Origin of the sequence: Shinella yambaruensis, from assembly GCF_022899355.1 — a bacterium.
GTDB lineage: Bacteria > Pseudomonadota > Alphaproteobacteria > Rhizobiales > Rhizobiaceae > Shinella > Shinella yambaruensis.
In genome coordinates this window covers 184,735-202,920 of the sequence record NZ_JALJCK010000011.1, presented here as the reverse complement: position 1 = coordinate 202,920, position 18,186 = coordinate 184,735, and the positions used below count along the sequence as shown (strand labels likewise).

The following is an 18,186-nucleotide window of genomic DNA, read 5'->3' as shown; positions in this document are numbered from 1 at the left end:
CTTCTCATGATCCGAGCGCGTCGAGCGCCATGTTGAGCTGCAGCACGTTCACCCGCGGTTCGCCGAACACGCCCAGGAGCCGGCCTTCGACCTGCCGCCCGACAAGCGCCTCGACCGTCGTTTCCTCCATGCCCCGCGCCTTTGCAACCCGCGCGACCTGCGCCCGCGCGAAATCGGGCGAGATATGCGGATCGAGGCCCGAACCGGAGGTCGTGACCGCATCGGCCGGGATCGGCACCGCCATGCCCGTCGCCGTCAGCCGGCCGACATCCGCCGCGACACGATCCCTGAGCTTGGCCGAGGTCGTTCCGAGGTTCGAGCCGGACGAGGCAGCCGCGTTGTAGGCTTCCGGCCCCGTCGCCGAAGGACGCGGCCAGAAATATCTGTCCGAGGCGAAGGCCTGGCCGATCAGGTCGGAGCCGACCACCACCCCGTTCCTTTCAACGAGCGAGCCATTGGCGACAGCCGGCATCAAGGCCTGCGCGATGCCGGTCACGGCGAGCGGATAGGCAAGGCCGAGAAGCGCCGTCAGGGCGAGGACGAGGGAGAGGGCCGGGCGAAGTTGTTTCAGCATGATCACACCAGATTTAGGGCGCTGACGGCAAGATCGATAGCCTTGATGCCTGCAAAAGGCAGGACAAGGCCACCGAGACCATAGACGAGGAGGTTACGGCGCAGTAGTGCGGCCGCCCCCGCCGGACGATAGGCGACGCCGCGCAGGGCCAGCGGAATGAGCGCCACGATGATCAGCGCGTTGAAGATGACGGCCGAGAGGATGGCCGATTGCGGCGAGGCGAGGTGCATGATGTTGAGCGCATCGAGCGCCGGATAGGTGGCGACGAAGAGGGCCGGAATGATCGCGAAATATTTGGCGACGTCGTTGGCGATCGAGAAGGTGGTCAGCGAACCGCGCGTCATCAGCAACTGCTTGCCGATCTCGACGATCTCGATGAGCTTGGTCGGGCTGGAATCGAGGTCCACCATGTTCGCCGCCTCGCGGGCCGCCTGCGTGCCGGTCTGCATGGCGACGCCGACATCCGCCTGGGCGAGCGCCGGGGCGTCGTTGGTGCCGTCGCCGCACATGGCGATCAGACGGCCGCCCTGCTGTTCGCGGCGGATATAGGCGAGCTTATCCTCCGGCGTCGCCTGGGCGAGAAAATCGTCGACGCCGGCTTCCGAGGCGATGGCCGCGGCCGTCACTGGGTTGTCGCCCGTCACCATGACGGTGCGGATGCCCATGGCGCGCAGCGCGGCGAAACGCTCCTTGATGCCCGGCTTGACGATGTCCTTGAGGTGGATGACGCCGAGCAGGCGCGAGCCATCGGCAACCGCGAGCGGCGTGCCGCCGCTGCGCGCGATCGTCTCGACGGCGCGACGGAACTCGGCCGGCGCATCGTCCTCCTGAAGGCCGGCAAAGCGCAGCACGGCGTCGACCGCACCCTTGCGCAGCCGCCGGCCACCGAGATCGATGCCGGAAAGGCGGGTCTCTGCCGTGAACTCGATCACGGCATCGAAGCGCACCCGCGGCATCGCCACCGAAAATTCACCCGTGGCAAGCGCCACGATCGACCGGCCCTCGGGCGTCTCGTCGGACAGGCTGGCAAGCAGCGCGGCTTCGGCCAGGTCCGAGGGGCTTACGCCCGGTGCCGGCAGGAAGTCGCTCGCCATGCGGTTGCCGAAGGTGATGGTGCCGGTCTTGTCGAGCAGCAGCGTGTCGACGTCGCCCGCCGCCTCCACCGCGCGCCCGGAGGTGGCAATGACGTTGAAGCGCACGAGGCGGTCCATGCCGGCAATGCCGATGGCCGAGAGAAGGCCGCCGATGGTCGTCGGGATGAGCGTGACGAGAAGGGCGGCGAGTACGGTGACCGTCAGCACCGTGCCGGAATAGCCCGCAAGTCCCCAGATGGCGACGCAGACGAAGAGGAAGATCAGCGTCAGGCCCGAAAGCAGGATCGACAGCGCGATCTCGTTCGGCGTCTTCTGCCGCTGCGCACCCTCGATGAGCGCGATCATGCGGTCGACGAAGGAGGAGCCGGGCGCGACGGTGATCTTCACCGTGATCTCGTCGGAAAGCACCTGCGTGCCGCCGGTGACGGCCGAGCGGTCGCCGCCGGATTCGCGGATCACGGGAGCGGATTCGCCGGTGATCGCGCTCTCATTGACCGAGGCGACGCCCTCGATCACCTCGCCGTCGCCGGGAATGAGCTCGCCGGCGGCGACGAGCACGATATCGCCGATGGCAAGGCTGGTGGCCGGGACCGTCTCGACCGTGCCGGAAGCCGTGCGCCGCCGGGCGACGAGTTCCGACTTCGTGCGCTTCAGGCTGTCGGCCTGGGCACGGCCCCGCCCCTCGGCAACAGCCTCCGCGAAGGTCGCGAAGAGCACGGTGAACCAGAGCCAGGCGGCAATCTGGCCCGAAAAGCCGGCCTGCGCGCTGCCGGTGACGAGATCGCGCAGGAAGAGCACGGTGACGACGGCCGCGACGGCCTCGGTGACGAAGATCACCGGATTGCGCACGAGCTGGCGCGGATCGAGCTTTGCGAAAGCGTCGCGCGCGGCCGGCAGGAGGATGGCAGGGTCGAGAAGGCCCGGCGCGTGGTGGTCCTTTGACATGGTCTGTTCCTTCAGAAGGTCTGGCCGGCAAGCATCGCCAGGTGCTCGACGATGGGGCCGAGGGCAAGCGCGGGGAAGAACTGCAGGCCGCCGAGAATGAGGATGATGCCGATGAGGAGACCGACGAAGAGCGGCCCGTCCGTCGGGAAGGTGCCGGACGACGGCGGCACCTTCACCTTGGCCGCCAGCGAGCCGGCGATCGCCATGACGGGCACCACATAGGCGAAGCGGCCGAGCAGCATGGCGATGCCGAGCGTCGTGTTGTACCAGACGGTGTTGCCCGTCAGCCCGCCGAAGGCCGAGCCGTTGTTGGCGGCCGCGGACGTATAGGCATAGAGGATTTCCGACAGGCCATGCGGGCCGGCCGTGCCGATGCTGGCGACGGCCAGGGGCAGCATGGCGGAGATCGCGGTGAAGCCGAGGATGGCGAGCGGCAGGACGAGCACGGCGAGCATGGCATATTTCATCTCGCGGCCCTCGATCTTCTTGCCGAGGAATTCCGGCGTGCGGCCGACCATCAGGCCGGACACGAAGACGGAAAGCAGCGCGAAGACGAGCATGCCGTAGAGACCGGACCCGACGCCTCCCGGCAAGACCTCGCCGAGCTGCATCAGGAACATCGGCACGAGACCGCCAAGCCCGGTGAAGGAGCCGTGCATGCCGTTGACGCCGCCATCCGAAAGGCCGGTCGTGACGGCGGCATAAAGCGCGGTCATCGCCTGGCCGAAGCGCACTTCCTTGCCCTCCATGTTGCCGGCGGCGGCATCGACGCCAAGGGCGGTCAGGACCGGGTTGCCCGCGGCTTCCGCCCAGTAGATGGCGGCGACGCCGGCAATCAGCAGGATCGCCATGGCGCTGATGATCGCCCAACCCTGGCGACGGTTGCCGACGAGCTGGCCGAACGTGTAGACCAGCGCGGCCGAGATCGACAGCATCGCGAAGATATTGAGATAGTTGGAGAACGTCGTGGGGTTCTCGAAAGGGTGGGCGGCGTTGACGTTGAAGAAGCCGCCGCCATTGGTGCCGAGCTGCTTGATCGCCTCCTGCGAGGCGACGGGGCCGAGCGCGATCGTCTGGCTGGCGCCCTCGAGCGTGGTCGCCGTCACGGCACCGTCCAGCGTCTGCGGCAAGCCCATGGCGACGAAGGCGAGCGCGACGACGATCGCCATCGGCAGCAGCACGTAGAGCACCGCCCGCGTCATATCCACCCAGAAGTTGCCGAGCGTTGCGGCCTTCGAGCGGACGAAGGCCCGTGTCAGCGCCATGGCAAGCGCCATGCCCGTTGCGGCGGACAGGAAATTCTGCACCGTCAGCCCGGCCATCTGGCTGAAATGGCTGAGCGTGGTTTCCCCGCCATAGTTCTGCCAGTTGGTGTTGGTGACGAAGGAGACGGCCGTGTTGAAGGCGAGGTCCGGCGCCATGCCGGCAAAGCCTTGCGGATTGAGCGGCAGATGGGCCTGGAGGCGCAGGATCGCGTAGAGCGCGAGGAAGCCGGCGACGGAGAAGGCGAGCATCGAGGCCGTATAGGCGAGCCAGCCCTGCTCCTTGTTCGGGCTTATGCCGGAAATGCGGTAGAGATCGGCCTCCAGGCGCCCGAGGACCGGCGACAGCGCGGTGCGCTCTCCGGCAAAGACACGGGCCATGTACAGTCCGAGCGGCTTGATCGTGACGAGCACCGCGAGGAAGAAGAGGGCGATTTGCAGCCACCCGATCATGGTCATCAGGGTTTCTCCTCGAAGATCAGAAGCGTTCGGGCCGCAGCAGCGTGACCACGAGATAGGCGCCGAGGACAAGCGCGACGAAAAGGCCGAAAAGGGGTTCGAGCACCGTTGCCTCCTCAAAGCCGGTCGAGCGCGCGGGCATAGGCGGCGAACACGACGAACGTGGCGCAGCCGAGCGCGAGGAATATGAAATCGGACATGGCCGTCTCCTGTTTATGCTGGCGGCACACTAGGAGCGGACGGGATCAGGTTTCGATTGGGAAGGCGGGAAGGCGACGTAAGGAAAAGATAAAGAGGCGCTGTCCGGTTCTCGGTCGGTTTTTTCAAGGCGCCGGGAATAATCGGGCAGGCACCGGTGTCTTGGCAGGGGCGGCTCAGGAAAGTCGCCGTAACGATGGGAGACGACCATGAAGTTCCTAGTCCTCGTGCCATTCGCCGTCGCGGCCCTTGCGGGTACGGCCTTCGCCGCCGAGCCGTTCACGACCGTCAAGACCGACAAGGGCGAGGTGCTTGCCGGCGAGAAGGGCATGACCCTCTACACCTTCAAGAACGACACGCCCGGCACCTCGAACTGCTACGACAAGTGCGCGACGAACTGGCCGCCGGCCATCGCCGCTTCCGACGCGGTGGCGGAGGGTGCATATTCCCTCGTCACCCGCAGGGACGGGGCGAAACAATGGGCCAAGGACGGCATGCCGCTCTACTACTGGATCAAGGACACCAAGGAAGGCGATACGACCGGCGACGGCGTGAACGGCGTCTGGGATGTCGCAAAGCCCTGACCCGCATGGCGCCGAGGCGGGCAGCGGGCGGGAGGGCGCTCCTGCCCCGCCCCTTTCCTTCGACGCCGAGATCCTTGCCCTCCTGCCGCAGCTCCGTCGCTATTCCCGCAGCCTGACGCGATCGGACGCGGAGAGCGAGGACCTGTTGCAGGACTGTGTCGAAAAGGCCCTCAGCCACCGGACGCAATGGCGCGGTGCGAACATTCGCGCCTGGGCCTACCGGATCATGACCAACCTGCATCTCAATGCCCGCCGCGCCGTTGCCCGGCGGCCCTCCGTCGGCATCGAGGCGGCGGAGGGCCTCGCCGAAAGCGTGCCGCCCTCCGATCCGCTGGCGAGGAACCGCCTCGTCCAGGCGCTCGATACCCTGCCGAAGGAGGCAAGGGCCGTGCTGATGCTGGTCGCCGTCGAGGGCCATACCTATCAGGAAGTGGCCGAAATCCTGGATATCCCTGTCGGCACCGTCATGTCGCGCCTCTCCCGCGCCCGGCAGATGCTGCGGGAGAAACTGGCAGCCGAAAACGTCATTCACCTGCGGAGCCCCCGATGAGCGAGAGCCGCCCCGTGACCGAAACGGACCTGCACGCCTATGCCGACGGCTTTCTGGATGCGGCCGAGCGCGAGCGCGTGGAGGCCCATCTTGCCCATAATCCCGAGGCCGCACGCCGCGTGTCCGACTGGCAGGCACAGAACGACGGCCTGCGGGACGCCTTTGCCGCCTATGCCACGGCCCGCCCCTCCGATCTCCAGCTCGTCGTCGGCCACCGGGCCGCGACGAAAGCCGCAACACCGCGCCTTGCGATGGCGGCCGCGGCCGCGCTCGTCTTCATGCTCGGTGGCCTTGCCGGCCATTTCGGCCCGATGCTCTTCGAAAAGGCGCCGACGGCGACGGCCATGGATGCCCTGCCGCACGAGGCGCGCAACGCCTATCTCATCTATGCGAGCGAGGTGCGCCACCCGGTGGAGGTCTTCGCCGACGAGGAGGCGCATCTTGCGCGCTGGCTGGGAAAACGCCTCGCCATCGACGACCTGAAGGTCCCGGACCTCAAGGCGATCGGCTTCAAGCTGGTCGGCGGGCGCCTCCTTCCCGTCACCGACAAGCCGGGCGCCCTGTTCATGTACGAGGACGAGACCGGGCGGCGCGTCACGGTCCTCGTCGCCCGCAACGAGGAGAACCGGACGACGAGCTTCCGCTTCGCCGCCGCCAGCGGCGTGGAGACCTTCTACTGGATCGACGGCGACCTCGGCTACGCGGTGACCGGCGACATTTCCCGCGAGCGGCTCCAGCAGATCGCGGAGGAGTGCTACCGGCAATTCCCGACATGAGGCCTTCGCAAATCCGGGCATTGCAGCCGGAAAGCCGGATTTGACGCGCGGCCTGCCGGTCAAGGTGATGGCGGTCGATGCGATCAGGCCCGGCCGGCGCGGATCATCGAAAAATAGTCGTCGCCACCGACCTGCCCGCCCTTCAGCGCGATCTCGAGGCCATCCGCCGCCCCGCCATGAGCGATGCAGAGCGGCGAGCCCGGCGTCTGCGGCAAAGGCATTTTCAGCGTAAGCGCCGCAATGCCCATCTCGCCGAGCGCATGGCTGGATGTATCACCGCCGGCGACAACCGCGCGGGCAAGCCCGGCACGCGCGACGAGTTCCGACTGGATACGTCCCAGCGCACGTCCGAGGCGATGGCGGGCGCCGGTCGAGGAATTGAGCGCGCCGCCGCGATCCTCCGCCGGTCCGAGCGCGGTGTAAAGCACCACGCTGCGCCCCTCCCGCAGAACGCCGAGACCGGCCTCGACGGCCGCCTCCACCGCAGCCCCGCTCCCCTCGCCCGACAGCGCAAGCGGATCGAGCGTGACCCCGGCAAAGCCGTTTTCCAGCGCGTGGCGGATCTGCCGCTCGGTGGTGGGCGAGACGCTGCCCGAAACGACGGCGATGCGATCGACCGGCCCGGCGACCGGGAAGCGGGGCTTTTCCCCGATCAGGCCCTGCTCCCGCCAGGTCGGGATCAGGGCATATTCGAGGCCGGAGGAACCGCAGGCGAAGCGGCTCCTTTCGCGCAGCCGGTTCCACAGCAATGCGCCGGCGGCGGCCTGCGTCGCCGCGTCGAGCACGTCGATGAGCAGGATATCGGCGTCCTCGGGCTGCGGGCCGGCCAGCAGCGCGACCATGTCGATGAGCGCGGAGGAGAGCGTCGTCTGCCGCGAGAGATGCAGCAGCAGGTTAGCCTCGTCCATCGGCGTCACCGGATGGCGCGCCATGACCGGGTGGCGATCGATGCGATAGTTGCGCCCCTGATAGGCTGCGAAAAGTTCCCCGAAGGCCGTGTAGCGGCGGATCTGCGGCGCGCCCACGATGAGCGGCACGGTCGCCTTGCCGAAGACGGCGCGGCCGATCTCGATGGCCCTGCCGATATTGCCGACATGGGGGGCGGAATCGAAGGTCGAGCAGACCTTGTAGTGGCAAAGTGCGGCATCGAGCGTCTTCAGCCAGCCGAAGGCCGAGCGAAGATGCACGTCCATCCAGTCCGGCGTCTCGCTGCGGCTGGTGCCGGCAAGGCCGAAGGCCCGCGCGCCGGCAAACCGCGACAGGAGATCCGCATCCGGCACATCAAGGAAAAGCACGGTCTCCACCCCGTTCGAGGCGAGTGCTTCCATGACGTCGGTCGAACCGGTGAAATCGTCGCCGTAATAGCTGATGAGGGGACGCGTCATGGTCTAGGCCGCCTTGCCATCGGAAAACTTTGCGATGGATTGCGCAAGTTCGGCATGGTCCTTTGCATAGGTCTCAAGCGGCACGCCCGCCACGGCTGCCTCCCAGGCCTGCCGCACGGCCTTCACGCCCGCGCCCGGTCCGCCCGGATGGCTGACGATGCCGCCGCCGCACAGATAGAGGAGGTCCGTCGAGCCACCCGTCGCCGCGATCGTCTCGGGCGCCTGCCCGCCCCATTGGCCGGAGCCGATGACCGGCAGCGCCACGTCCCTTTCCGAAAACAGCGGCGTGCTCACCGCCTCGTAGGAGCGCACGAAGCTCTCGTCCGGCTCCCAGTATTTCACGCGGATGCCGTTGATCTGGAACTGGTCGATGCCGAGCAGACGCCAGAACTGCTGCCAGACGGAGAATTCGAAGCCGAGGCCGGCATGGCGGGTCAGGATATCCCAGCCGTTGCGATGGGCATGTAGCACGAGGCCGGAGCGCTTGCGCAGGAAGGAAAGGCCGCCGAAGCCGATGGAATTGATGTTGACCACGGCGCAATTGCCGCCGGCCGCAAGCACCAGATCATGGTTTCGCATCATCTCGTCGGGATCGGCGTGGCTGATGCCGAAGGCATACATCACCTTCTTGCCGGTCTTCTGCTCGTGGTCGAGGATCCTCGGCATGATCGCCGCCACGCGGTCCTTCAACGGCGAATAGGCCGGGCTCATCAGCTTCTCGTCGTCCTTGATGAAATCGACGTCCGCCTCGATCAGTTCGCCGACCATCTCGGCCGTCTCGTGCGGCCGCAGGCCAAGCGCCGGCTTGACGATGGTGCCGATGATCGGCCGGCCCGTCACGCCCGTCAGCGCGAAACTGCCGGGAACGCCGAATTGCGGACCGGGATGGGCGGCGGCGAATTCCGGCGGCAGCTTCATGCCGACGATGCGGATGCCCGTCATGCCCTTGATGGAGAACACGCCGCCGATCGCGATGGTCATCAGCGCGGAAAGATCGGTGCCGACCGCATCCATCGGAAAATCGATATCGGCATCCGCCCGGTGGAAGAGACCGGCCCCACCGGCCTCGTCGGGGAAAGAGGCCCGCTCGACGGGCGGCAGGGGACGGATGGCGACGACGCGCGCCGCAACACGCGCCTTCAGCTCCTCCGTCTCGCCGGGCAGGGCCACGAAGGTGCCGGTCGACTGGTCGCTGGCGATCTTCCGCGCCATGGCCTCGGGCGAGCCTGCGGTTTCTATCCGATAGGTCAGACGGATCACGTTTTCTCCTCCCGCTTCTGCCGCGTCCCGCTTGTGCAAATACATCAACTGGTATAATGAGTATTTATGTTATTGCAAGCTGGCATTCGCGAAAGCTGTTGCGGCAATGGAACTTGATGCATATTCAAACCTGTCGAAACCAGGTGCCCTATGAACGTCGCTTCCGAACCGATCGTCCGCAAGAAACTCTCCGACGAAGTCTTCGCCCGACTGAAGAACATGATCGAGACCGGCGAGTTGAAGGCCGGTGACGACATGCCCTCCGAGCGCGAGCTGATGGAGCGCTACGGCGTCGGCCGCCCGGCCATCCGCGAGGCGATGCAGGCGCTCGCCGGCAAGGGCCTGGTCGAGATTTCGCAGGGCGAGCGCGCCAAGGTGCTGCGCATCACCGCCGAATCCATCATCCGCCAGGTCGACCTGCCGGCCAAGCTCATGCTCTCCGGCTCCTCGGACACGCTGGAGCACCTGAAGAGCGCCCGTATCTTCTTCGAGCGCGGCATGATCCGCGAGGCCGCTGCCAAGGCGAGTCCCGCCCACATTGCCGAATTGCGCGCCCTGCTCGACAAGCAGAAGCAGAGCCTCGGCGATGCGGACGCCTTCATCGAGGCGGACATGGAGTTTCACCAGTGCATCGCGCGGATTTCCGGCAATCCGATCTTCGCGGCCGTCAGCGGCGCGATGCTGGGATGGTTGAAGTCCTATCATACGGAAATGCTCATCTGGACGGGCCGCGAGAATTTCACGCTGGCCGAACACGAGGAAATCATCCGCACCATCGAGAAGGGCGATTCCGACCTTGCCGAAAAGGCGATGATCAAACATCTCGAACGCTCCCGCGCGCTCTATGCCCTCAAGAAATAGGGCTCAGAGCACGACCTCGACCGCACCATAGGGCGGCAGGCCGATCCTTTCGGCCGCCGGCAGCTCGGCGCCATCGCCGCCGATCAGCGACACCTTGCGCGGCAATGCGGGGAGAACAACCGCCTGCATGTCCCGCGTGATGTTCGCCAGCAGCAGCCTGTCCGTCGTGGCAAGGCCCAGCACCGCATCCGGACGGGACGTCTCGACGGCGACCAGCACCGCGCCCGAGAGGCTGCCGAGCCGCGCCAGCACATGCGCGAGCGGCCGAAGCCCCCCTCTGGGTGTCGCCTCCCCCTCGCCCGCCACGAGCCCGAACGGTCCTGCCAGCGTCGACAGCGTCAGCACCTCCGGCCCGGCCGGAGCGACTGTCGCGGCATAGGCCAGCGTCCAGGCCGCACCGAATGCCCCGTTGTGGCGGGGGTCCGCATTGGCCATGGGAATGCGGCCGCCCGCCGGATTGTCCTTCGTCGCGCTGCCATAGGGATTCTGCCGCATGGCGATCGTCGAGGGGCCGATGCGGTAAGGCCTGTCGCCATAGAGCGCGCGCACCGAACGTGTGACGAAGCGCAACGCCTCGAAGGTCTGCATGACGGAAAGATCATCGGCCGCATGCACGATCGGATTGGTGCAATGGCTGATATAGTCCAGCAATTCGTCCGGCACGCGCTTGCGGTTGAGCTCGGTGAAATAACTCATCATGCCGCCGCCGAGCCGCACGCCCGGAAAGGCCGCCCGCGCCGCGGCATAGACCGCCTCCAGCGGCGGGCATTCCGGCCAGGTGCTGCCGGGCGGCGTCGATTGCCGGTCCACCGCGGGGCAGACGAACAGCGTGTCGAGTCTCAGCCCAGACTTACCGACAAGTGCCGCAATGTCCGCCATCTCCTCATCGAGCGGCTGCTGGCATGGCACGGCAAGTTCCAGCGTCACCTTGAGGCCGGACCGCGCGGCGATCTCCGCATAACCGGTCAACGCGTCGATGCCATGGCCGGCGGCAGGATCGAAATGGGCGATCAGGTGCCGTGCACCCACCATCTTCAGGACATCAAGCGCAGCCCGTTCCCCGGCAAGGCATTCCGGCCTGAGCCCGACGCCGATCTCGGGAAACCGGCGCGGCGTCGGCGCCAGCCGCAGCGAGACGGCATCCGCGGCGCCGGCCGCGGGCGCGGCGTCGGCGTCCGCCTCGATCACGACGGAAATCCGCTGGCTGAACGGTTCGTTCTTCGGCACGCGATAGGGCCAAGGCAGGGCCAGCGGCCGTACATAGGTCTTATAGGAGCCGTCGGTCCAGTTGCGCTGGTCCTCCATCTCGAAGACATTGCCGGAAAATTCCGTCGTCGCCGCAATGCCGGGCGCGACGCGATGGGTGATGGCGGCGATCTCCTTGAAGGGCTGCCAGGGCTCGATCCGGTCGGGCCACAAGGCCCGCTCGATGCTGCCGTCGCCATGGCGGATTTCGACCGGCTCGCCCGCAACGCCGACGACCGGATGCAGCACGACGAAGCCGGCACGGGCAGTCTCGAAATCGGCATCGCTGACGCAATCGGCGGAAAGGGTCACGCCCTCGGCGCTGCCGGCAATCGAGATGGCGCAGTCGAGATTGGCGCCGGACGGGGCCCTGAAGCGGGCATCGTAGCGAACGGAGAAGCCAGCCGCCGTCTCCTCCACCGCGAGGTTGGCGATGGCGGCACCGCAGGTGCCCCAATCCTTGTCGCGCACGAGGAAGGCAATGGCGCGCAGCACTTCATGGCCGCGAAACCGCAGGGTGCGCAGGTTGCCGTCCTGAAGCTCCACGTGCAGATCACCCGCCATGAGCGTCCGGCTTTCCGGCTCCTTCTCGCTTGTGCCGTAAAGCCGGAGCAGGTCCTCGCTCATCCCAGTAGGTCCCCGAGATCGACCGTCTCGCCGCGTTCGGCGCTGAGATAGGCCGCCTCCACCAGCGCGAAGGTCTTGAGGTTGTCGCGGCCGGACGTGTCCGGTTCGCGGCCCGCAGCCAGACGCTCGACCCAGTGTTTCTGGATCAGCGCCACGCTTTCCTGAATGTTGTGCCAGGGCCGCGAAGCCCAGGGCAGCAGGGTCGGCGCAACGCGGTTTTCGCGCGTGCCATCGGGCCCGTGGACCGTGAGCCTGTAGTCCTTGCCGAGCCGCAGCGTGCCCCTGCTGGCGTCGATCTCGACGAAAGTCTCCGGAAACGGCTCTTCCGGCAGCTTCGTCGCATAGCTGACATCGACGATCGAGGTGACGCCGCTGTCATGGTCGAGCAGCATCGTCGCCACGTCCTCGCCGGCGATGTCGGGGTTGATGCGGCGCGTGCGGGCCGTCATGCGGCTGGCATCGCCGAAGAGGAAGCGGGCGATGTCGAGCGAATGGATGCCGAGATCTTCGATGATGAAGCGCTTGCCCCTGGCGAGATAGGGCTGGCCGGAGAAGACGTCGAAGCCTGAGCGGAAGGAGACGCGGCCCCAGAAAGGTTCGCCGATCGCGCCGCTGTCGAGCACCGCCTTGACGGCGAGGATCGGCGTCTGCCAGCGGAAGTTCTCATGGATCATCAAGGGTATGCCGGCCACCTCGGCGGCGGCGACCATGGCCTTGGCATCCTCCAGCGTCGGCGCGAAGGGTTTCTGGCAGATCGCCGGAACCTTGTGCCGCACGGCAAGTTCCACCAGCGCGCGATGGCTGCCGACCGTGGTGGCGATGTCGACGAAATCGAAGCCGCCATCGAAAAACATCGCCTCCGCCGACTGGTAGCGCCTGTCGACGGCGAATTCGTCGCCGACGATGCTGAGCCGCTCCGGATCACGGTCGCAGATCGCCACCATCTCCACCTCCGGCAGGTCCCGCCAGCCATGCATCTGGTTGACGGCGAAGAAGCCGCAGCCGATCAGCGCGCCCTTCAATTTCCTCATGCTCAGCCCGCCTTCGCCATCTGCATCAGGGTGACGCGCTGCTGCAGCCGGCGCTGCGCCTGGTCGACCACGACGGCCACGATGATCACGAGCCCCTTGATCACCATCTGCCAGAAGGAACTGACCCCCATCATCACCAACCCGTCGGAAAGAATGCCGATCACGAAGGCGCCGATGATCGTCCCACCGATCGTGCCGCGCCCGCCCGACATGGATGTACCACCGAGAACGGCCGCCGCAATGGCGTTCAGCTCGAGATTGGTGCCGGTCGCCGGGTGCGAGGCCATCAGTTCCGAGGAGATGATGAGGCCGACGATTGCCGCACAGAAGCCGGAGAACATGTAGACGAACATCTTCACGCGGTTGACGCGGATGCCGGACATGCGCGAGGCGCGCTCGTTGCCGCCCACCGCGAAGATGTGCCGGCCGAGCGGCACGAAGCGGGCGAAATAGGCAGCGCCCAATGCGACGACGATCAGTATCCACACGGAGACCGGCAGGCCGAGGATCGAACCGGAGCCGAGATAGGAAAAACCCTGGTTGCCGAGGTCTTCGCGCCCGGTGAGATTGGGCAGGGTCTGGCCATCGGAATAGAGCAGCGCCATGCCGCGCGCCACATAGAGCGTGCCGAGCGTGGCGATGAAGGGTGCGACGTTGAGCCGGGTGATGAGCAGGCCGTTGACCGCGCCGATCAGGATGCCGACGGCCATGACGATGATCGCCACCTCGACCACGTTGAAATAGACCGTGTAGCCGAGCGGCAGCGCCACGCCGTACATGATGAGCCCGCCGGCGATCATGCCGCAGAGGCCGACGATCGAGCCGACCGAAAGGTCGATGCCGCCGGTGATGATGACGAAGGTCATGCCGATGGCGAGGAAGGCGTTCTGCGTGGCGTGCTTCGACATCAGGATCATGTTCGCGGTCGAGAGGAAATTCGGCGCGAAGATCGAGAAGAAGATGATCACCGCGAAGAGCGCGATGAAGGTCCTCAGCTTCATGATCGTGAGCAGGGCCGCGCCTGTCGAGAGATGGTTGCCGGCGGCGGCAGTGTGCGTTGCTGTCGTCATCACGCATGCATCCTTCTGGTTTTATGTCCCTCCGCGGAGGCCGAGACGATCATGTCCTCGGTGGCGTTCCTGCGGTCCACCACCGTCACGAGGCGGCCGTTGCTCATGACGGCGATGCGGTCGGAGAGCGCCATGACCTCCTCGAGGTCGGAGGTGGAAAAGAGGATCGCGAGCCCCTCGCCCGCCAGCCGCCGCATGGTGCGGAAGACGTCCGCCTTGGCCCCGACATCGATGCCGCGGCTCGGCTCGTCCATCAAAAGCACCTTCGGCCCGGTCATCAGCGCCTTGCCGATGACGACCTTCTGCTGGTTGCCGCCGGACATGGAGGTGACGTCGAATTCCGGGTTCTTCGCCTTGATCGAAAGGCTGCGGATCGCCTCCAGGATCGCCGTCTTCTCCAGCTTCAGGTCGATATGGAATCCGCCCTTCAGGAACTGGCCGAGGCTTGCCATGGACAGGTTGTCGGCAATCGACATGGACTGCACCAGGCCCTCGCGCTGGCGATCCTCCGGGATCAGCGCCAGGCCCTCGCGGATGCGCCGGGTCGTGTCGCGCCCCTTCAGCTCCTCGCCTTCGATGAAGATCTTTCCCGTATAGTGCTCATGCCGGCCCATGATGCATTCGAAGAGTTCCGAACGCCCTGCGCCCATCAGGCCGTAGATGCCGAGGATCTCGCCCTTGCGCACGCCGATCGAGACATGGTCGACCGCATAGCCGCCCTGCGCGCGCGGCAGGCAGATCTCTTCCGTGCGAAACACTTCCGCGCCGGGCTCGTGATCGACCTGTTTCGCGAAATCCTTGGCGTCCGAGCCGATCATCGAGCGCACGATCCAGCGTGTATCGATATCCTTGACCATGGCATGGCCGGTGATCTGGCCGTCCTTCAGGACGGTGATGTAGTCGCCGATGCGCATCAGCTCCTCCAGCCGGTGCGAGATATAGACGATGGCGACGCCGCGCGCCTTCAGGTCGGCGATGACGCGGAAGAGCACATCGACCTCCGCCGCGCTGAGCGCCGAGGTCGGTTCGTCCATGATGAGGATGCGCGTGTCGAGCGAGACGGCGCGCGCGATCTCGACGAGCTGCTGCTGGCCGATCGGCAGGTCTTCCGCCAGCGTATCGGCGGAAATGCCGGCTTCGAGACGGTTCAGGAACTCGTTGGCCTTCTCCACCTGCGCCTTGTGGTCGATGCCGCGAAGGCCTCTTGTGATCTCACGCGTCGCAAAGATGTTCTCGGCAACGGAGAGGTTGCCGAACAGGTTCAGTTCCTGGAAGACGATGCCGATGCCGTGGCGCACCGCGTCGGCGGGGCTGTTCAAATGGATGCGCTCGCCGTCCATCCAGATTTCGCCGAGCGTCGGCCGCTCCACGCCGGCGATGATACGCATCATCGTCGACTTGCCGGCGCCGTTCTCGCCGACGAGCACGTTGACCGCGCCGCGCCGCAGCTTCAGGTCCGCCTTCTTCAGCGCCACGATGCCGGAATAGGCCTTGGTGATATCCTTGAGTTCCAGAATGACGTCGCCGTCGTCGATGCCACTCATCTCAGCCCCCGACGGTGATCGTGACGGGCACGAATTGCGGCAACTGGCCCTTGGCCGGCAGCGGATAGGCGCCGGTCGCCTTGATCGTCCTGCCCGTCAGGTTTTCCCGCGGCAGCTTTTCCAAAAGCAGGCCGTTGACATGGGTGTTGAACGACTTGCCGTACTGAGCCCATTCGATCTGGTTCTTGAACTCGTTGAAATTCACGAATTTCAGGCTGTCGCGGATCGCCGTGCCGCGAATGGCCGGGCCGATCGAGACACGCACATCCGCTTGCCTGTCGCCGTTAACATCCACGTCGACATAGGCCGCGCGCGACTTCGTCTCCTCGGCGACGATCACGCCGTCGATCCTCGCCGCAAAGGTCCAGGGCGCGTTGCCCTGCTTTTCCTTGTGGCCGTATTTTTCAGCCGCGGCATTCAGATCGCTCGCCGCAAGGGCGGAAACCTCCTGGAACGGGCCGGCGCGCTCCTCGATATAGGGCACGACCCTGGTGTCCCAGATATCGGCGACCAGCTTGTCCGGATTGAAGGCGCCGGCCGCCGCCTGCTTCCGCTCGTCCTCGGTCTTGACGAATTTGCAGCCGCCGAGCGCCAGCGCGCCAGCAAGCAGGACCGGAAAGGCAGCCTGAAACCTCAGCATTCGCATTCTCCGTCATGAACAGAAATGCGAGGCGGGACCGCACCCCGCCTCGCACCCTCGCGGGGAGGATTATTCCGAGAGCGCGAAGGTTTCGAGCTTGTCGGCGTTGTCCGCGGTGATGAGCACGCAGTCCATGAGCTGCTTTTCCTCGGCCGGCGCCTTGCCGGTCGTGATGTATTCATGCGCCTGGGTGACGGCGAGCTGGGCCTGGGCGTAGGCCGGCTGCATGACGGTGGCCTTGATGCCGCCCGCCTTGATCGAGTCGCGCACGTCGTTCGAGCCGTCGAAGCCGACGACGATGACGTCCTTGCGGCCGGCGGCCTGGAGCGCCGCGATCGCGCCCATGGCCATGGTGTCGTTGCCGGCGATCACGCCCTGGATATCGGGGTTCGCCTGAAGGATCGTCTCCATCTTGGAATAGCCTTCGGTCTGGCTCCAGTTGGCCGACTGCTGGGCGACCATCTTCATGTCGGGATATTCGTCGATGACGTCGTGATAACCCTTGGAGCGGATGCCGGCATTGAGATCGGCTTCGCGGCCGAGCAGCTCGACATAGTTGCCCTTCTCGCCCATCAGCCTCACGAACTCTTCCGCGCCGAGCTGCGCCCCTTGGTAATTGTTCGAGACGATCTGCGAGACGGCGACGCCCGTGGCGTTGATCTCGCGGTCGATCAGGAAGGAGGGAACGCCCGCGTCCTTCGCCTTCTGCACGGCGGCGATCGAGGCTTCCGAGCCGGCATTGTCGAGGATGATCGCCTTGGCGCCGCGGCCGATCGCGGTGTCGATGAGCTGCGACTGCTTGTTGGCGTCGTCGTCATGCACGAGGACCAGCGTCTCGTAACCGAGCTCCTTGGCCTTCGCCTCCGCGCCGACGGCTTCCGCCTTGAAGAACGGGTTGTCGTGGCTCGGCGTGATGATGGCGATGAGATCGGCGGCGAAGGACGGCATGGCGACGCCGGCGGCCATGACGGCGGCGAAACCGACGGTGATCAGTCTGCGGGTAATGTTCATGTTTTTCCTCCCGGTTAGGCACCGGTGTCTCCAGCGGCCATTCCTCCATTGAAAAGGGCCGCCCCGGTGCAAGTTGGTTCATCGGCGGGCGAACCCGCCGGGCATCAGGTGATGCGCCGGATGCTGGCCGCGATTTCCGCAGGCTCGAAGACGCGCTTCCAGTCGTCCTTCATCAGCACGGGCTTGCCGAACTCGATCGCCTTGTTGCAGGCGTCGGAGAAGACGCCGGGCGTTTCTTCGAAGATGACCGCGCCGAGCACGTTCATGTGGCCGAGCAGGAAGTCGCGGGCGGCCTCCTTGGCGACGCCGCGCCGGACGCACTCGTCCATCGCCTCGCGCATCACGACGAGCAGCGAGGCGCAGACCGTTTCGGAAAGGCCGGGCTCCAGCAGCGCCATCTGCTCGACGGTGACACGGTGCGAGCGCATGACCGGCGCCCAGATGACCTTGGCGATCTCCTCGCCGAGCGCATAGGTCTCTTCCGGTCCCTGCATCAGCGCGGACACGATGTGCTGCTTGGCAGCGATGCCGCCGAAGAAGTCGCGCTTGGCGGCCGGGTCCGTCTCGTCGTTGAAGATCGGCGGATGGCAGGGATGCGTAACGAAATAGGTGAGGTCCGCGCGCTCCGGCAGGTGGCCGGCGAAGGGCGCGGCCGCATCGAGCACGACGACCATCGTGCCCGGCTTCAGCTTGTCGACGATGCCGGCCGCGACCTTGCCGATCGCCGTATCGGGAACCGCGAGGATGACGACGTCGGCGCCTTCGAGGCCCTCATCGGCGGAAACGCAGGAAAGGCCGAGATCGTCGGCAAGCCGCGCCCGGCCGGCGTCGCTCACCTCGATGTGGCGGACATCGAAGCGCGAGCCCTTGAGATTCTTGGCAAGCCGATAGCCCATTTTGCCACCGGCACCGAACAGCGCGATCGATGTCATCGAAGACCTCCCTGAATGCGGCAGCCGGATTCCATGTCGCCCGGCCGAAATTTCCTCCGCCGGGCACCCGGCGCAGGCCTATATTTCCGAACTGGTATAATATGTCAATGATTATCTCTTAGAATATGTGATATCACG

Annotated in this window: 17 protein-coding genes; 4 read left to right on the top strand and 13 right to left on the bottom strand. The window is 66.0% G+C overall.

All coding sequences use genetic code 11. The annotated features are described in order from the left end of the window. Window positions 1–4: 4 nt before the first annotated feature. Genes kdpC through MUU56_RS24300 form a run of 4 tightly spaced genes read right to left on the bottom strand, consistent with a single transcriptional unit; the run spans window position 5 to window position 4,476 of the window. On the bottom strand, window positions 5–574 hold the full coding sequence (kdpC, locus tag MUU56_RS24315; RefSeq protein WP_244769854.1) for a potassium-transporting ATPase subunit KdpC: 570 nt from the start codon (window positions 572–574) through the stop codon (window positions 5–7). A gap of 2 nt (window positions 575–576) precedes the next feature. Continuing rightward, window positions 577–2,613: a potassium-transporting ATPase subunit KdpB gene (gene kdpB / locus MUU56_RS24310; RefSeq protein WP_244769853.1), complete on the bottom strand. Its 2,037-nt coding sequence runs from the start codon at window positions 2,611–2,613 to the stop codon at window positions 577–579. Window positions 2,614–2,624: 11 nt separating this feature from the next. Further along, window positions 2,625–4,334, bottom strand: a complete 1,710-nt coding sequence (gene kdpA / locus MUU56_RS24305; protein WP_244769852.1) for a potassium-transporting ATPase subunit KdpA — start codon at window positions 4,332–4,334, stop codon at window positions 2,625–2,627. Window positions 4,335–4,353: 19 nt separating this feature from the next. Next, a complete protein-coding gene (locus MUU56_RS24300) occupies window positions 4,354–4,476 on the bottom strand; it encodes a potassium-transporting ATPase subunit F (RefSeq protein WP_244769851.1) in 123 nt (40 codons plus the stop codon). Window positions 4,477–4,741: 265 nt separating this feature from the next. On the opposite strand from MUU56_RS24300, the gene MUU56_RS24295 reads away from it, so the two are divergent. The 3 genes from MUU56_RS24295 to MUU56_RS24285 are packed head-to-tail and all read left to right on the top strand — an operon-like array spanning window position 4,742 to window position 6,442. Beyond that, the gene (locus tag MUU56_RS24295) at window positions 4,742–5,116 is read left to right on the top strand and encodes a COG4315 family predicted lipoprotein (protein WP_244769850.1); all 375 of its coding nucleotides are present in this window, start codon (window positions 4,742–4,744) and stop codon (window positions 5,114–5,116) included. Then, window positions 5,100–5,666, top strand: a complete 567-nt coding sequence (locus MUU56_RS24290; protein ID WP_244769849.1) for an RNA polymerase sigma factor — start codon at window positions 5,100–5,102, stop codon at window positions 5,664–5,666. Before MUU56_RS24295 ends, MUU56_RS24290 begins: the two co-directional genes overlap by 17 nt. Next, the gene (locus MUU56_RS24285; RefSeq protein ID WP_244769848.1) at window positions 5,663–6,442 is read left to right on the top strand and encodes an anti-sigma factor family protein; all 780 of its coding nucleotides are present in this window, start codon (window positions 5,663–5,665) and stop codon (window positions 6,440–6,442) included. The genes MUU56_RS24290 and MUU56_RS24285 overlap by 4 nt, the downstream gene beginning before the upstream one ends. 83 nt (window positions 6,443–6,525) lie before the next feature. Here the strand turns inward: MUU56_RS24285 and MUU56_RS24280 are convergent, their stop codons facing one another. After that, on the bottom strand, window positions 6,526–7,827 hold the full coding sequence (locus MUU56_RS24280) for a four-carbon acid sugar kinase family protein (protein ID WP_244769847.1): 1,302 nt from the start codon (window positions 7,825–7,827) through the stop codon (window positions 6,526–6,528). A gap of 3 nt (window positions 7,828–7,830) precedes the next feature. Beyond that, window positions 7,831–9,087 carry a 3-oxo-isoapionate-4-phosphate decarboxylase OiaX gene (oiaX, locus tag MUU56_RS24275; RefSeq protein ID WP_244769846.1) on the bottom strand — a complete coding sequence of 419 codons (1,257 nt, stop codon included), beginning with the start codon at window positions 9,085–9,087 and terminating at the stop codon, window positions 7,831–7,833. Window positions 9,088–9,237: 150 nt separating this feature from the next. Between oiaX and MUU56_RS24270 the strand changes: the two genes are divergently transcribed. Next, window positions 9,238–9,948, top strand: a complete 711-nt coding sequence (locus tag MUU56_RS24270) for a transcriptional regulator NanR (RefSeq protein WP_244769845.1) — start codon at window positions 9,238–9,240, stop codon at window positions 9,946–9,948. A gap of 3 nt (window positions 9,949–9,951) precedes the next feature. Here the strand turns inward: MUU56_RS24270 and apnL are convergent, their stop codons facing one another. The 7 genes from apnL to MUU56_RS24235 form a co-directional block, all read right to left on the bottom strand. After that, on the bottom strand, window positions 9,952–11,820 hold the full coding sequence (apnL, locus tag MUU56_RS24265; protein WP_244769844.1) for a D-apionate lactonase: 1,869 nt from the start codon (window positions 11,818–11,820) through the stop codon (window positions 9,952–9,954). Beyond that, window positions 11,817–12,851 carry a Gfo/Idh/MocA family protein gene (locus MUU56_RS24260; protein WP_244769843.1) on the bottom strand — a complete coding sequence of 345 codons (1,035 nt, stop codon included), beginning with the start codon at window positions 12,849–12,851 and terminating at the stop codon, window positions 11,817–11,819. The genes apnL and MUU56_RS24260 overlap by 4 nt, the downstream gene beginning before the upstream one ends. Window positions 12,852–12,853: 2 nt before the next feature. Beyond that, window positions 12,854–13,921 carry an ABC transporter permease gene (locus MUU56_RS24255; RefSeq protein ID WP_244769842.1) on the bottom strand — a complete coding sequence of 356 codons (1,068 nt, stop codon included), beginning with the start codon at window positions 13,919–13,921 and terminating at the stop codon, window positions 12,854–12,856. Continuing rightward, entirely contained in the window at window positions 13,921–15,465 is a 1,545-nt protein-coding gene (locus MUU56_RS24250) for a sugar ABC transporter ATP-binding protein (protein ID WP_244769841.1), read from the bottom strand. The genes MUU56_RS24255 and MUU56_RS24250 overlap by 1 nt, the downstream gene beginning before the upstream one ends. A 1-nt stretch (window position 15,466) precedes the next feature. After that, a complete protein-coding gene (locus MUU56_RS24245; protein ID WP_244769840.1) occupies window positions 15,467–16,105 on the bottom strand; it encodes a DUF2291 family protein in 639 nt (212 codons plus the stop codon). A gap of 69 nt (window positions 16,106–16,174) precedes the next feature. Next, window positions 16,175–17,116: a D-ribose ABC transporter substrate-binding protein gene (locus tag MUU56_RS24240; protein WP_244769839.1), complete on the bottom strand. Its 942-nt coding sequence runs from the start codon at window positions 17,114–17,116 to the stop codon at window positions 16,175–16,177. Between the two features lie 104 nt (window positions 17,117–17,220). Continuing rightward, on the bottom strand, window positions 17,221–18,048 hold the full coding sequence (locus tag MUU56_RS24235) for a phosphogluconate dehydrogenase C-terminal domain-containing protein (RefSeq protein WP_244769838.1): 828 nt from the start codon (window positions 18,046–18,048) through the stop codon (window positions 17,221–17,223). Window positions 18,049–18,186: the final 138 nt, after the last annotated feature.